General features: G+C 56.7%; 10 protein-coding genes. 8 read left to right on the top strand and 2 right to left on the bottom strand.

Annotated elements, in window-relative coordinates:
- Window positions 1–791: 791 nt before the first annotated feature.
- Both secDF and B088_RS07030 read right to left on the bottom strand, forming a co-directional pair.
- Entirely contained in the window at window positions 792–3,812 is a 3,021-nt protein-coding gene (gene secDF / locus B088_RS07035) for a protein translocase subunit SecDF (RefSeq protein WP_018107714.1), read from the bottom strand.
- A gap of 191 nt (window positions 3,813–4,003) precedes the next feature.
- Window positions 4,004–5,497, bottom strand: a complete 1,494-nt coding sequence (locus tag B088_RS07030) for a helicase HerA-like domain-containing protein (RefSeq protein WP_050560143.1) — start codon at window positions 5,495–5,497, stop codon at window positions 4,004–4,006.
- A gap of 333 nt (window positions 5,498–5,830) precedes the next feature.
- Between B088_RS07030 and B088_RS07025 the strand changes: the two genes are divergently transcribed.
- The 8 genes from B088_RS07025 to B088_RS06990 all read left to right on the top strand — a co-directional run bounded on the left by B088_RS07025 (window position 5,831) and on the right by B088_RS06990 (window position 14,548).
- A complete protein-coding gene (locus B088_RS07025) occupies window positions 5,831–6,664 on the top strand; it encodes a sulfide/dihydroorotate dehydrogenase-like FAD/NAD-binding protein (RefSeq protein WP_018107712.1) in 834 nt (277 codons plus the stop codon).
- Window positions 6,661–8,151 (top strand): NADPH-dependent glutamate synthase, encoded by a 1,491-nt coding sequence (gene gltA / locus B088_RS07020; protein ID WP_018107711.1) that lies wholly within the window; start codon window positions 6,661–6,663, stop codon window positions 8,149–8,151. Before B088_RS07025 ends, gltA begins: the two co-directional genes overlap by 4 nt.
- 35 nt (window positions 8,152–8,186) lie before the next feature.
- Window positions 8,187–9,284, top strand: a complete 1,098-nt coding sequence (locus B088_RS07015) for a TlpA disulfide reductase family protein (RefSeq protein WP_018107710.1) — start codon at window positions 8,187–8,189, stop codon at window positions 9,282–9,284.
- Between the two features lie 63 nt (window positions 9,285–9,347).
- Window positions 9,348–10,466 (top strand): TlpA disulfide reductase family protein, encoded by a 1,119-nt coding sequence (locus B088_RS07010; protein ID WP_018107709.1) that lies wholly within the window; start codon window positions 9,348–9,350, stop codon window positions 10,464–10,466.
- 106 nt (window positions 10,467–10,572) lie between these two features.
- Window positions 10,573–11,679: a redoxin domain-containing protein gene (locus tag B088_RS07005; RefSeq protein WP_025081784.1), complete on the top strand. Its 1,107-nt coding sequence runs from the start codon at window positions 10,573–10,575 to the stop codon at window positions 11,677–11,679.
- 2 nt (window positions 11,680–11,681) lie between these two features.
- The gene (locus tag B088_RS07000; protein ID WP_018107707.1) at window positions 11,682–11,876 is read left to right on the top strand and encodes a hypothetical protein; all 195 of its coding nucleotides are present in this window, start codon (window positions 11,682–11,684) and stop codon (window positions 11,874–11,876) included.
- Between the two features lie 5 nt (window positions 11,877–11,881).
- A complete protein-coding gene (locus B088_RS06995; RefSeq protein WP_018107706.1) occupies window positions 11,882–13,351 on the top strand; it encodes a bifunctional metallophosphatase/5'-nucleotidase in 1,470 nt (489 codons plus the stop codon).
- A 135-nt stretch (window positions 13,352–13,486) separates the two neighbouring features.
- Window positions 13,487–14,548: an NAD(P)-dependent alcohol dehydrogenase gene (locus B088_RS06990; RefSeq protein ID WP_026170546.1), complete on the top strand. Its 1,062-nt coding sequence runs from the start codon at window positions 13,487–13,489 to the stop codon at window positions 14,546–14,548.
- Window positions 14,549–14,615 lie beyond the last annotated feature (67 nt).

Genomic DNA, 14,615 nt, shown 5'->3' with positions numbered 1-14,615 from the left:
GCGTAGCCCCGACGACCCGGGGGGCAGGCGTTGCTAGCGATCCCGCGACCCCGCTAGGGTGTCGCACTGATTGACTGACTGGTATGTGCGACACCCTGGCGGGGTCGTATACCTTGAATGCGTCGTCGTTTCCCGGGGTCTTCGGCACTTCGTGCCTCGACACCCGGTCTAAAAAGCGATGATCCCTCCGGNGCTTCGCCCCTGCGGGATCGGCAGTAGGGTGGATTAGGAGAGGAATCCCGCTGCGGATCTCCTCTGCATAGCTGTAAAGATCAAATGCGTCACCCCTAACCCAACAATCAGGGGTGACAGGGCTGACGCATTTAAGTAGCACAGAAGTCCATCAACTCATTATGAAGGGTGGGGAACGAAGCACCCCTTGCGGGTGCCCGCTCACTAGCCACCGGTCGAGGGGCGTAGCCCCGATGACCCGTGGACCGGGCAATGCAAGCAATCCCGCGACCCCGCCAGGGTGTCGCTGAAGGCTCTGCTCGACGACCCACAAGGGGTCGAGGGGGGGGTAAGTAAGGGACTTTGTACATCAGTCACCGCTTCGCGGATGACCGATGCCTATGGAGCGAGCACCCTGCGGGTGCCTCACGGATAAGTCCTATAGGTATATGATTTCCCCAATGCTCAAATGCGTCATCCCTGCCCGAGCAGACTGTATGAGACAATGGCTCACGTGGAGGTGGTATCTTTGCAGCTCTATTGGGGACACCTTATATAGAAAAGAGTCCGACCCACCGAGAAATCGGCAGGTCGGACTCTGATAATCTCAGCGCAGGGGATTACCGACGAGCGGTAAGCTTCTGCTGAGCCTTCTTATGGTTGCGGTTGTTGATCATCCAGGCGATCGGCGACGCTACGAAGAGGGTACTCAGCGTACCGAAGATGATACCGAGGATGATGGCGAAGGTAAAGCTCCTCATACTGGCACCTCCGAAGAAGAAGATGATCAGCACCACCAGCAAGGTACTCGTACTGGTATTGATCGTACGGGTAAGGGTGATATTGAGTGAGCGATTGAAGAGCTGCTTACGCTCCATATCCGGGTGATACTTCAGCTCCTCACGGATACGGTCAAAGACGACGATGGTATCATTGATCGAGTAACCGATGATCGCCAGCACGGCGGCGATGAAGTTCATATCGATCTCCATGGTGAAGGGCATGATCTTCCAGAGGATTGCGTAGAATGCGATGATCACGCAGGTATTGAAGGTCACGGATGCGAAGGCACCGACGGAGAAGGCGTAGTCCTTGAAGCGGATCAGGATATAGATACCCATCACGATCAGCGAGAGGATCACGGCGATCGTTGCGCCGGTCTTGATGTCATCAGCGACGCTGGCACCCACCTTCTGCGAGCTCTGGATATTCTGCTCGACGAACTGATCCTGAGTCGTACCCTGAGGCAGCTGCGACTGCAGACTCTCATAGAGCTTCGTCTCGATCTCCTTGTCCACCTCGGGGGTATTGGTCTCCACCTTGTAGTTGGTCGAGATACGTACCTGATCTTCGGAGGTGATCCGGATCACGCTGACGTGACCATCAAGTGCCGGGCTCACGAGAGAGCTGATCTCCGCCTGGGTAACGTTGTGATCAAACTTGACCACATAGTTACGACCACCGGTAAAGTCGATACCTCTCGGGATGCCGATCGTAGCCATCATCACGCCACCAACAGCAAGGATCGCAACGGCAACGGTGAGGCCGATCTTGCGAAGTCCGATGAAGTCTACATGCGTACGCTCGAGGAAGTGACGAGAGACTGGGGTGTCGAAGGTGACATTATTCATCTTACCCTTCTCCGCACGGGTCTCAAAGATCACACGGGTCATAAAGACAGCGGTGAGGAGGGAGACCAGAAGACCGATGATCAGCGTTGTGGCAAAGCCTCGGATCGCACCTGAACCAAAGAAATAGAGGATCAGGCCGGTCATGATCGTAGTGACATTGGAGTCGATGATCGCAGAGAAGGCATTTCCATACCCCTCCTGGATCGACTTCAGCATCGTCTTACCCTTCTTGAGCTCCTCCTTAATACGCTCAAAGACGAGCACGTTGGCGTCCACCGCCATACCCAGCGTCAGCACCATACCGGCGATACCGGGCAGGGTCAGGACGGCGTGGATGGAGGCGAGAATACCGAGGGTGAGGAAGAGATTGACCAGCAGTGCTAGGTCGACCACCAGACCGGGGAATAGACCATAGATGAGGCACATGTAGATCATCAGCAGCACGAGGGCGATGAGGAAAGAGATCACTCCTGCCTTAATGGCTGCAGCACCGAGAGAGGGACCCACGACGTCCTCCTGTACGATACGCACGGAGGCAGCCATCTTACCCGACTTAAGGGTATTGGCGAGGTCGGTCGCCTCATCGACGGTGAAGTTACCGGTGATCTGAGAGGTACCATTGGGGATCTCATTGATGACATTAGGTGCAGAGTAGACCACATCATCGAGTACAATGGCGATGGGTCGACCGACATTCTCCTTCGTCAGACGTGCCCACTCCTTGGTACCCTCAGGATTCATGGTCATGGAGACACCCGGATCCTGACGACCCTGCTGCTGATTGATCTCACTCTTAGCACTGGTGACTACATCACCGGCGAGTGCCGGCTCATTGCCGCGGCGAGAGCCCTTGAGAGCATACAGCTCGAAGACATTGCTCCCCTCGCTCAGCTCCTTGGAGCCCCAGCGGAGGACAAGGTCACGCGGCAGCACATCTCTCACCTGAGGCAGGCTCAGCATCGAGTCAATGGCGGCACGGTCAGCCTTACGAGCCACAGCGACCACAGCAGCAGAGCTACCACGAGAGAGCTGGAGACGAGAGAGCAGAGGGTTATCCTCCGATCCGGTCTGTGCCTCAGCAGTCTCTGCCACGGCGGTCGTATCAGCACCGGCAGCTATCTTCTGAGCCAGAGCTTCGGCAGCACTCTTGGCACTGTCGGCGGCAGCCTCAACAGCCTCGGTAACCTCCTTGGAGGTCTCCTCAGCAGGCTCACTCACCTCAGTAGAGGCAGTGCGGTCGGAGGTGGAGTGGAGGCGAGCCAGCACCTGATCTGCGGAGACAAGATAGTCGCCTACCTCTGAGCCCAGGTAGCACTCCCAGAACTCAAGATTGGCACTACCCTGGAGCAACTTACGCACACGCTTCGGCTCAGTAATACCAGGCAGCTCCACAAGGATACGATTGCTCCCCTCGAGCTTCTGGATATTCGGCGCTACGACACCAAACTGGTCAATACGATTGCGCAGCACCTTATGAGAGCTGTCGATAGCATCATTGACGGAGCGGCGAAGGAAGGAGATCACCTCCTCGTCCTTACTATTGGTATTGATACTCTCCTTATTACTCAGGGTGCCAAAGACAGCCGCCAGACGAGCGTTGGGATCGAGCTTATGGAATTCGTCAACAAAAAGGGAGACAAAGTCTTTCTGCGTCTGATCCTGCTTGGCAATGGCATTAGCCAGCGCCTGACGGAATGTGGGATCCTGACTGTGACCGGAGAGGTTGTCCAGCACGTCAGCCACATTGAGCTCCAGGACAACATTCATACCGCCCTTGAGGTCGAGTCCAAGTCCGATCTGATTCTCACGAACCGATTTGAGAGTGGATCCCAGCCAAACCTTCTGAGGAGCCATGGAGTCGAGGTAGGCGATCTCCTTATTCACATCGCCCTGGGCATACTCCTTAGCCCTACCCTCGTAGATCGATGCCACCACCGTAAAGGAGAGGTAGTAGGCACTGATCAGGATCAAGAGGATGGTGGTCCATCTTACTAAGCCTTTATTCTGCATCAGTATCTTATAAGTATGTAGTGATTATTGATTTCTGAGCTATTTCCCTGTAATCGTACCCTCGGAGCCGCACTTGACGCCGAGGGGTACTTTTATGGTTGGCAAATGTACTGATTTTATGCCAATTTGCAGTCCGTCCCCTCGCGGTCAATTTATTTTAAGACAAAAGAGGGCTCTACTTGTCAGATCTGTCACCGACGCCGCTTGCCGCCTAAGAGAGTGCCAAAGATTGATCTCGTGATCTCCCTCCCGGCACTGGAGCCCATGGCGCGAGACGCCGACTTAAGCATCCCGCCCAACAGGTCTGCGAGGTCGTCCTGATGCTTAGCACTCTCCTTTGTTGTCTTGGCACGCCGCTCAGCCTCTGCCCGTTGCTCCTCCTCCAGCTTGTCTTGCTCCGCCCTCTCCTCCAGATCCTCGTAAGCACTCCTCGGATCGACACTCTCTCGGTAGATACGCTCCAGAGGAGAGCGGCGGATCATCTCCTCCCTCTCTCCGTCTGACACCGGTCCGATAAAGGACTGAGGGGGCAGTATACTCACTCTCTCTGAGATCTCGGGCGCTCCGTGATCATCGAGGAAGCTGACAATCGCCGCTCCTGTGCCCAGCGCCTGGATCGTCTCTGCCATGTCGAGGTCAGGATTGGGGCGGAAGCTGTCCGCAGCCGCCTTCACTCGCTTCATATCGGAGGGGGTGTAGGCCCTGAGGGCGTGCAGCACCTTATTCCCTAACTGTCCCAGCACTTCGTCGGGGATGTCCGAGGGGGACTGGGAGATGAAGTAGATCCCTACCCCCTTGGAGCGGATCAGCTTGATCACCTGAGTAAGTTTCTCCAGGAGCGGCTTATTGATGTCGTCGAAGAGCAGATGTGCCTCGTCGAAGAAGAAGACCAGCGCCGGGTGGTCAGGGTCTCCCACCTCAGGCAGATCGTCGTAGAAAGAGCTCAGGAGCCAGACGAGCAGGCTGCTGTAGAGCCGGGGAGACTTCATCAGCTCCTTCGCCTCCAGGATATTGATCGTCCCTCGTCCACCCTCGGCGGTAATCAGATCCTTGGGGTCAAAGTCAGGCATCCCGAATACCCTGTCCCCACCCTGACGCTCCAGTCTGAGGAGGGAGCGCTGGATAGCACCGACGGAGGCGGTGGAGACATTGCCGTAGGTGGCAGAGATCTCCTTGCGGTGCTCCGCCAGGTAGCGCAGCATCGCCTGCAGATCCTTGAGGTCATAGAGAAGGAGTCCATTCTCATCCGCTACCCGGAAGGCTATCTCCAGGAGACCGCTCTGCACGTCATTCAGCTCCAGGATCCGCTCGAGGAGCATCGGTCCTATGCCGGAGATGGTCATACGCATAGGGGTCCCCTGCTCACCGAAGGGATCCCAGAGGCGGATCGGATAGCCCTTCTCCTCATATCCCTCGCTCCGCAGACCATACTGGTCCACACGCTTAGTGACGGAGGACTTATTACCACCCGGCTGACCCATCCCGGTCAGGTCTCCCTTGGCATCCACCAGGAAGACGGAGCTGCCGAGGTCGCTAAAGGTCTCCGCCAAGGTCTGACAGGTAACGGTCTTACCGGTACCTGTAGCACCGGCAATCAGTCCATGGCGATTCATCTTCTCCGGCAGGTAGCTCACCAGTCGCTCTCCTGTCCACCCCACATAGGGGATACCTTTTCTTGTCAGCATGGTAATTCAGATGAGTAATGGGTCCTCAGTGAAGACACCTTATATTCAAGTTCTGAAGGACGTCGTAAGTGACGTCCATAACAGTGACAAATCTATCAATTTATCCCCAATCAGCCGTACTCTCGAGAGCAAATAGGATGAGAGAGTGGGATTACAATAGTATTTTGGGAATGAAGATTTTTATAACTTAAGGACAAATAGCTACATTTGTTGCACTGAGAGGTGGAGACACTCCGGGATCTCGCAGAGACGAAGACGTGGAGGGTCGCTAGTTCTCGCTATTTGACCGAGTCCTCAACCGCAGGAGGACGAGTAACTAACTTTGTGCCGATTATGTATAAGATAGTCAAGAAGGAGCAGATCTCCGAGCGAGTGGCTGCACTGACGATAGAGGCGCCACTGATAGCGCGGTCGAGCCGACCGGGCAACTTCATCATCTTCCGCGTCGGGGAGATGGGTGAGCGGATCCCTGTGACGTGCGCCAATACCTGGCCTGACGAGGGTCTCATAGAGGTGATCATACAGGCGGCCGGCGTGTCGACCTGGAAGATCACCCACCTCGATGTGGGCGACGAGATCACCGACATCGTCGGTCCCCTCGGCAAGCCGACGGAGATCAAGAAGTACGGCACCGTCGTCTGCATAGGTGGCGGTGTGGGTATCGCGGAGCTCTTCCCCAGCATCAAGGGGATGAAGGAGGCGGGGAATAAGGTGATCGCTATCCTCGGGGCTCGGACTAAGGACCTTATCTTCATGGACGACATGATCGGTGAAGTGGCCGACGAGACGATCGTCATGACGGACGACGGCACGATGGGACAGAAGGGGGTGGTCACCCTCGGACTGGAGCAGGTGATCGAGCGCGAGCCGGTCGACCTGGTTATCTGCGTGGGTCCGGCCATCATGATGAAGTTTGTCGCCCTCACGACGGAGAAGCACAAGATCCCTACCCTGGCGTCCCTCAACTCGATCATGGTCGACGGCACCGGTATGTGCGGCGCCTGTCGCGTTACTGTGGGAGGGGAGACAAAGTTTGTCTGCGTGGATGGACCGGAGTTTGACGCCCACCAGGTAGACTTCGACGAACTAATGATGCGCCTGAGGGCCTTTAAGCCCATCGAGGAGCAGAAGAATAGAGAGGCAAACTTAGACTTTAGCAGGAGATGAACGTAGACTACGAACTGGTAAAAGAGCGGCGAAAGGCCGCCTGGCGTGCTGATCTGCGGAATCAGCTGAAGACGAAAGAGCGGATGGCACTCCCTCGTGCCGTCATGCCGACCCAAGATGGGAAGGTCCGTGCACACAATAATAAGGAGGTGGCTCTCGGGATCTCCCGAGAGACTGCTATGGCAGAGGCGAAGCGCTGCATCGACTGCGCCAAGCCCACCTGCATGGAGGGCTGCCCGGTAGCGATCAATATCCCCACCTTCATCAAGAATATCGAGCGGGGCGACTTCAAGGAAGCGATCGACGTGATCCACGAGACAAGCTCTCTCCCCGGTGTCTGCGGTCGCGTCTGTCCTCAGGAGAAGCAGTGCGAGGCGAAGTGCATCCACACCAAGAGCGGCGATCCTGCTGTGGCGATCGGCTTCCTGGAGCGCTTTGTCGCCGACTGGGAGCGGGAGCAGATCACCTCCGGCAAGATACCCGCAACGCAGATCTGTGCAGACAAGAAGGGGATCAAGGTGGCTGTCGTCGGCTCAGGCCCTGCCGGTCTCGCCTGCGCCAGCGACCTCGCGAAGATGGGCTACACGGTGACAGTCTTCGAGGCTCTCCACGAGCTGGGCGGTGTGCTGAGGTACGGGATCCCTGAGTTTCGCCTTCCCAATGAGATTGTCGACTTCGAGATCGACAAGTTGAAGAAGATGGGGATCGACTTTAAGACCAATATCATTGTCGGCAAGACCCTATCTTACGAGGATCTAGCAGATCAGGGCTTCAAGGCTATCTTCGTCGGTAGCGGTGCTGGTCTACCCCGATTCATGGGTATCCCGGGAGAGAACTTCATCGGCATCATGTCCAGCAACGAGTACCTGACGCGCGTCAATCTCATGCACGCCAATACCCCTGGAGCCGACACGCCTATCTACCACAGCAAGCGCGTAGCAGTCATCGGTGGCGGCAATACCGCCATGGATGCCGTCCGCACTGCCCTTCGTCTCGGAGCAGAGCACGCGATGATCGTCTATCGCCGGAGCGAGGAGGAGATGCCGGCTCGCCGCGAGGAGATCGAGCACGCCAAGGAGGAGGGGGTAGACTTCATGAATCTCTACAATCCCGTCGAGTACCTCGCCGACGAAAGCGGTCACGTCAATACAATGAGACTCCAGCACATGCGTCTCGGAGAGCCTGACGAAGGTGGGCGCCGCCGACCGATACCGATCGAGGGAGACATCATAGACGTGGAGGTGGACGAGGTGATCGTCAGCATTGGTGTCCAGCCCAATCCGATCATCCCAACCCACTTCGAGGGGCTCAAGATCAGCAGCCATGGGACCATCGAGGTGGATGAGGAGAAGCATCAGAGCCAGCTGAGCGACGTCTTTGCCGGCGGGGACATCGTCCGCGGCGGTGCGACCGTGATCCTTGCCATGGGGGACGGACGCACGGCAGCAGCCGGGATGAATACCTACCTAATGGATCAGGAGAGATGAGCCTGCCACCCACACTTCACCATAGATACAGTAAAATGAAAAAGATTTCACTCCTTACACTCTCACTTGCACTCACCGCACTGAGTCTCCATGCCTGCTCGCAGGACAAGTCCTCCGTCTTGCGAGGCACCGACCTCCCGTCCGAGATGGAGGGACAGTATGTCTACCTGTATGATGGGCAGGCAAAGGTCGACTCAGCGCTGGTCAAGGACGGCTCATTCGAGGTGTCGATGCCACAAGAGACATCCACCAAGATATACACTGTCCTGATGGGGAGTAAAGGGATGCCCTTCTTCTCCGAGCCGGGGACCTCGACCCTCGTCGTCGATGGAGACAACTTTGCCTACGATCCCGGTTCCACTGAGCTGAATAAGAAGGTAACCACCCTCTACAGCCGCTTCAACGCCCTCTATGGCGACTTCATGGCTGCCAATCAGGAGCTGATGCAGGAGGTGCAGGCAGGTGGCGGGACGATCACCGAGGAGATCTCAGCAAAGGGCGAAAAGCTCTCAGATGACTTCAATACCAAGGTGGCTGCACTCTCCAGGGAGTACTTTGACGATAATAAGGACAATGCCTTTGGACTCCTCGCCCTCTCCATCTACCCGATGACCGATCCGAAGGGATTTGTCGAGATGTATGAGTCAGCGGGCGAAGCTGTCACCTCCAACGAGGACATGCAGAAGCTCTACGCCATGCAGAAGGGTGAACTGAAGACCGCCTCCGGTAGTCCCTACACCGATGTGACAATGACCGACGAGACGGGCAAGAGCGTAAAGCTGAGCGACTACATGGAGGAGGGGAAGTATCTCCTCGTCGATGTATGGGCTTCCTGGTGTGGTCCCTGTCGCGCCGCGATGCCCCACCTAGCGGAAATCGCCAAGAGCCACGACGGAACGATCAACGTCCTAAGCGTCGGGGGACTCAATGAGACTCCTGAGGCGAACGCCAAGGCTCGGGAGGAGCTCGGGATGACCTGGAGCACCTTCTTCGACAGCAAGTCCTCACTTGCCGATGCTTACGGAGTAAAGAGTATCCCCACCCTGATCCTGATCAGTCCGGAGGGTACTATTGTCCTGAAGACAAATCGACCGGATGAGGTTTCCGATAAGATCAGCGAGCTTGGGCTCTGATCCAGGCTCTCTGTCAGACATCACTTGACTATATAACAACATCACACTTATTTATACACAAACATGAACAAACTGACACGCACCGTCGCACTGATCGCCGGGCTTGTACTTGTGGCCGGGTGCCAGAGCAGCCCAAAATTCTCGCTCAAGGGAAGCAACCTTCCTGAGGAGCTGGAGGGGAAGTATGTCTATCTCATCCTCGATGAGGACAATAAGGACTCCGTGCAGGTAAGCAACGGCTCCTTTGCCTACACCTCCGACCAGATCGACACTACCCACCTCTGGTATCTCGTCTCCAAGGACGCCCAGATCCAGGCTCCTATCGTCCGCGAGTCGGGGGACTTCACCCTTACCCGTGGCGAAGATGGGAAGTACACCATCGCTGCAGCTGACGAAACTAATTCGCTCAACTCCGTCTACAAGAACTTCACCAAGGAGATGGACGAGACTTTGGCTCCGATCACTCAGGCTTACAAGGCTAAGTATCAGGAGCTCTCCAAGGAGGACATCGGCGAAGAGGCTGCCGAGAAGCTCCGTGCCGAGATGAAGCAGATCGACAAGGAGTACTACGAGGCCAATAACGGGCTCGCTCGCAAGTACTACGAGGCCAATAAGGACAACGTGATCGGTGCTCTCGCCTTCTCACAGCTCCAGTTTGAGAGCGATGACGACTTCATCGCCGCTTACGAGGAAGCCTCTGATGTGGTCAAGGAGGACAAAAACCTCAAGAATCACTACGATACGATCATCGTCGCTCGCGAGACCGCTGAGGGCAAGACCTACAAGGGTGACTACGAGATCAGCGACGGCGAGGGTACGACCGTGAAGCTCTCCGACTATATGGAGGAGGGCAAGTACCTGCTCGTCGACTTCTGGGCCTCCTGGTGTGGACCGTGCCGCATGGCTATGCCGCACCTCGCCGGAATCGTCAAGGACCACAGCAAGATCATCAACGTCCTCAGCGTAGGTGTCTGGGAGAAGAGTAAGGAGGTCAATGATGCCGCTCGTGAGGAGCTGGGCATCACCTGGAACACTGCCTTCGATAAGGAGAGCCAGTCGACCAAGGAGTACGGTATCCTCGGTATCCCGACACTCCTCCTGATCAATCCCGACGGCACCATCGTCTACCGTGGCCACAGTCCACAGGATCTGGATGCCAAGATCAAGGAGCTTGGTCTCTAAGCAGAACCTTTTCTCCTAAGAAAAATAGTACATTTGAGGGATCGCTTCTCAGCAGGAGAGGCGATCCCTCTTTTTTTGTATTACGCTAAAGGATTCACTTAATGTCATGAAGAAATACCTCACTTCTCTTGCGCTTGTGGCACTGCTCTGCGGTTGCCAGAGCAACAGCGAGACCTGCACCATCACAGGCAGCGAGCTGCCTACCGAGCTCGAGGGTGCCATGGTCTATCTCGTCGCTGACCCCATGGGCACCGACTCCACACAGATCACGGCCAACCGCTTCACCCTCCGGTGTAGCACTCCATCCGACTCGGTCCTCGGGATGCTCTCGATTCCACAGGGCGATATTGAGCTGCCCTTCATCCCGGAGAGCGGCGACTTCACACTGACCAAGGATCCGAGCGGAGCCTACTCCATCACCTCAGAGGATCCGAGCAGTCTCAATGCCGTGCTCACCTCTTTTACGAAAGAGGTAAATGAGAAAACAAAAACACTCGCAACCAACCGAGAATCGCTCGAGGAGCAACTCCGGCAAGCAAGCGACCCGAAGGAGTCCCGTGAGATACAGGCTCGGATCGATCAGGTCCGTGTGGAGAGTGCCGGCATCCGCAGCGCAATCGCTGCGAAGTACTACGAGAGCCACCATGATGACCTAGTGGGGGCACTGCTATTTAAGGAGCTGGACTATGCCGATGAGGCGGAGTATGTGGCTCTCTATGAGGGAGCCTCTGACCTCGTGCGCAGTGACGCAAAGAATACGGAGCGGTATAGTAAGGCAAAAAATGCTCTGGAGACCTCGGTCGGCAAGCCCTACAAGGGGGACTTCGAGATCCCGGACGGAGAGGGAGAGAGCGTCATGCTCAGCGACTATATGGATGGCAAGCGGTACCTGCTGCTGGACTTCTGGGCCTCCTGGTGCGTCTATTGCCGACAGGCTATGCCGGAGCTGAAGCAGCTCTCCGAGGAGCACAGCAAGACGCTCCGCGTGCTGAGCATCGGTGTGCGTGAGAAGTCAAAGGCGGACAACGACCGCGCCAGGGAGAGCCTCGGGATCAGCTGGGAGACGATTTTCGACAAGGACAATGTCTCCTACGACGCTTACGGCGTCCTCGGCATCCCGACGCTGATCCTGATCAGTCCGGAGGGTGAGATCGTCTTCCGCGGCTATCAGCCGGCTATGCTTATGGAGAAAATCACTGAGCTGGATCTGTAATCATGAGAGTAGTAGTCAATGGTCGGACGGTGACCCTCTTTGCCGGTGCCGTCGTGAGAGATGCTATCCATGCTTGGGCAAGCGAGGAAGGGGAGCAGCTCACCGGTTGGATCACAAGGGATGAGAATGGATTTGAGATGGCACCGGATGGACCGCTTGAGGAGGGAATGAGACTGACTGTAACCAATAACAAATGAGGGCAATGAATCACTCTAATCGACTAACCCTGATCACCGCTCTGCTGCTCTCCCTCCTCCTCGGAGGCTGTGGTGTCTCATCGCACCACAAGTCCGGCAACCACGTCCGCATACTGTCGGTAAATGATATGCATGCCGGCATCGAGCGGATGCCCCGATTCGCCTTCATCGTCGACAGTCTCCGTAAGGAGTACCCCGAGCTCCTGGTGCTCTCAGGAGGAGACAATCAGACCGGCAATCCCTTCAACGACCAGTACGACCCCAAGGGCTGGCCGATGATCGACATGATGAATCGGATCGGCTTCGCCGCCTCTGCGGTGGGTAATCACGAGTTTGACACGGGGCGGGAGGGCTTTTCCTACCTGGTCAGTCACGCCACCTTCCCTTTCCTCTGCGCTAATATGGAGCCGACAGCGGACCTGCCGATCCTCCCGAGGATGACGCTGAGGACGAAGAACGGCTACACCATCGGGATCATCTCGCTCCTCTTCATCAACGAGCTCGGCATCCCCGACTCTCATCCCGACAAGGTACGCCCCTTTACTTTCCATGAGCCTATGGAGAGCTACGAGCGCCATCTCGGGTTACGGGACAGCGTGGATGTACTTCTCTTCCTCAATCACTACGGCATCCTCCACGACCAGGCTCTCGCCAAGGCACTACCCACCGGCGTGGTAGACCTGATCATCGGCGGGCACTCGCACACCAAGATAGACAAGGAGCTGTATGAGAATGGGATCCTGATCACTCAGGCCGGCTCTAAGCTCCACTACTGCACGCTGACAGACCTCACTCTCGGTCCCGACCGGCGAGTCATTGCCCGCAGCTCACGTCTCATCCCGATCATCGAGGGTGGCAGTGAGCAACCCGCCATGAGTGCACTGGTCGACAAATACTTCGCCAATCCAGAGATGCACAAGTCACTCGCCACCACCGAGACAGGACTTGTAAGCAAGGAGGAGCTGGGCTACTTGATGACCGATGCCTTCCGTGAGGTGACCGGAGCAGACTTTGCCATCACCAATCCCGGCGGCATCCGCGTCGACTCCATCGCTCCCGGACCGATCTCGATGCTGGACATCTATACGCTGGACCCTTTCTCCAATCAGATGATGACCGTCGAGCTCACTCCGGCAGAGCTGCTCCGGCTCTTCGAGAGCGGCTACGACCAGCTGGACGATCGGCGACCGATCGTACCGTCCGGGCTCCATGTCACCTACGCACTCGGTGCTGACGGGCGACTCGAGGGGATCACGCTCCTGGACGACGCCGACCAGCCGCTCGATCCTAATCGGACATACAAGGTCGCACTCAGCAGCTATGCCGCCTCGGTCTACTCCTATGGGGACAAGTCGAGGGTCAGGGACGAGCACCGGACCACCGAGGAGGCGATCATCGACTACCTCAGTCTCCATCGGGTCACCCCGGACTACTCCGAGGAGCACCGGATCACCCTCTTCACGGTGGAGGAGTGAGGTGAAGTGTTAATTATGGAATCATTTCTGTAATTCGTCCGATAATTGATACGTTGAACTTCTTTTTTCGCTACATTTACCTCATCAAGTAAGTTAAACCATTTATTTCCTAACTTTTACAATCTATCTATCATCATGAAAGGATACGCAATGCTAAAGATCGGGGAAGCGGGCTGGATCGAGAAGCCTGTCCCCGAGTGCGGCCCTATGGACGCCATCTGTAAGCCGCTCGCTGTAGCTATCTGCACCAGCGACGTACACACCCTCTGGGAGGGTGCCATAGGCGACCGCCACAATATGATCCTCGGTCACGAGTGCAGTGCCGAGGTGGTCAAGGTAGGTGAGCTGGTCAAGGACTTCAAGCCCGGTGATCGGGTTATCGTACCGGCGATTACTCCCGACTGGAACTCTCTCGAGGCTCAGGCCGGCTACTCCATGCACAGCGGCGGCATGCTGGCAGGATGGAAGTTCTCCAACTTCAAGGACGGTGTCTTCGGCGAGTACTTCCACGTCAATGACGCAGACGGCAACCTGGCACACCTCCCCGAGGACTTTGACCCCGTCGAGGCGACCCAGCTCAGCGATATGGTGCCGACAGGCTTCCACGCTGTGGAGCTGGCGGATGTGCAGTTTGGTGATGTGGTACTGGTGATCGGTATCGGCCCTGTGGGTCTGATGTCCGTTGCCGGCTGCGCCCTCCGCGGTGCCTCCCGGATCATCGCGGTCGGTACCCGCCCCGTCTGCGTCGAGGCAGCCAAGGGGTACGGTGCGACCGACTTTGTCAGCTACAAGGATGGTCCCATCGCCGACCAGGTACTCGCCATGACAGACGGTAAGGGTGTGGACAAGATCTGCATGGCCGGCGGTACGGTGGATACCTTCTCAGAGGCTGTGAAGGCACTCAAGCCCGGCGGTAAGATCGGTAACGTCAATTACCTCGGCAAGGGCGACACAATCTCCATCCCCCGCGTCGAGTGGGGTGTCGGTATGGGACACAAGCAGATCAATGGGGGTCTGATGCCCGGCGGTCGTCTCCGTATGGAGAAGCTCGCCCGCCTCGTCTCTTTCGGTCGTCTCGACCTGAAGCCGCTCTGCACCCATGTCTTCGAGGGCTGGGATAAGCTCCCCGAGGCGCTCCAGCTTATGCGAGATAAGCCTGCAGACCTGATCAAGCCGATCGTTGTGGTCAATAAGTAACTTACCTAATAGTATACATCAAGAGAAGGTCTCCATCCGGGTAATCCGGGTGGAGACCTTCTCTTTT

It is taken from the genome of Porphyromonas bennonis DSM 23058 = JCM 16335, from assembly GCF_000375645.1.
In the GTDB taxonomy this organism is placed as follows: domain Bacteria; phylum Bacteroidota; class Bacteroidia; order Bacteroidales; family Porphyromonadaceae; genus Porphyromonas_A; species Porphyromonas_A bennonis.
Note: the sequence above shows the minus strand (reverse complement) of the source record. Positions and strands in the feature narration are given on the sequence as shown.